Genomic DNA, 1064 nt, shown 5'->3' on the forward strand with positions numbered 1-1064 from the left:
GACCTTGACCGAGAAGACCGCCTGGACGGCCTGCTTGATCTGGGTCTTGTTGGCGTTCGGGTCGACGATGAACGTGTACTTGTTCTCGTCGAGAAGCGCGTAGCTCTTCTCCGACACGACCGGCTTCAGCAGCACGTCACGGTGGTCCGTGTACGCCTTGCTGGGCGCGGTGACGACGGTGTTCTTGCCCTCGGCGGCGTGGCGGCGGGCCTTCGCGAGACGCGCGGCCTTGGCGGCCTTCGCAGCCTTGGGGGCGATGCTCGGGTGACGCGTAGCCATCAGGCGTCACTCCCTTCGGTGTCGTTGGCCTTCGGGCCGGCGACGAAGGACTCGAGAGCGGCCTGGGTGAAGACCACGTCGTCCGAGACGATCACGTCGTACGTGTTCAGCTGGCCCGGCTCCAGGATGTGCACCTGGGGCAGGTTGCGGGCGGACAGCCACGCGGCCTCGTCGGAGCGGTCGATGACCAGGAGCACGTTCTTACGCTCCGAGATCTTGCCGAACAGCGTCCGAGCGGACTTCGTGGACGGAGTCTCGCCCTCGATCACGCCGGTGACGACGTGGATCCGGTTGTGGCGGGCCCGGTCGGTGAGGGCGTGGCGCAGAGCGGCAGCCTTCATCTTCTTCGGGGTCCGCTGCGAGTAGTCACGCGGCTGCGGGCCGTGGACGACGCCACCGCCGGCGAACTGCGGCGCGCGGGTCGAGCCCTGGCGGGCGCGGCCGGTGCCCTTCTGGCGGTACGGCTTCCGACCGCCACCACGGACTTCACCGCGGCGCTTGGTCTTGTGCGTGCCCTGACGGGCAGCGGCGTTCTGCGCGACGACGACCTGGTGGATCAGCGGGATGCTGATCTTCTCCACGCCGAAGATCTCCGCGGGGAGCTCGACGCTTCCGGTCTTCTCGCCTGCAGGCGAAAGGATGTCAACAGTGCTCATCGGTTACCTCAGGCCCCCTTGGCCGCGGTGCGGACCAGGACGAGGCCGCCGTTCGGACCGGGAACCGCGCCCTTGATGAGCAGCAGACCCTTCTCCGCGTCAACGGCGTGGACGGTCAGGTTCTGGGTG

At 68.0% G+C, this 1064-nt stretch carries 2 protein-coding genes and 1 pseudogene; all 3 read right to left on the reverse strand.

The window, feature by feature from the left end:
* Nucleotides 1-279, reverse strand: a 279-nt coding sequence (gene rplW, locus BZL64_RS35070; RefSeq protein ID WP_086773105.1) for a 50S ribosomal protein L23, incomplete at its 3' end; no start/stop codon positions are given.
* On the reverse strand, nt 279-935 hold the full coding sequence (gene rplD / locus BZL64_RS35075) for a 50S ribosomal protein L4 (protein ID WP_086773106.1): 657 nt from the start codon (nt 933-935) through the stop codon (nt 279-281). The genes rplD and rplW, both read right to left, overlap by 1 nt.
* Nucleotides 936-943: 8 nt before the next feature.
* Nucleotides 944-1064 (reverse strand): annotated as a pseudogene (gene rplC / locus BZL64_RS35080) (50S ribosomal protein L3); the annotation flags it as partial.

This window comes from Streptomyces bobili, assembly GCF_002154575.1.
GTDB classification, from domain to species: Bacteria; Actinomycetota; Actinomycetes; order Streptomycetales; family Streptomycetaceae; genus Streptomyces; species Streptomyces bobili.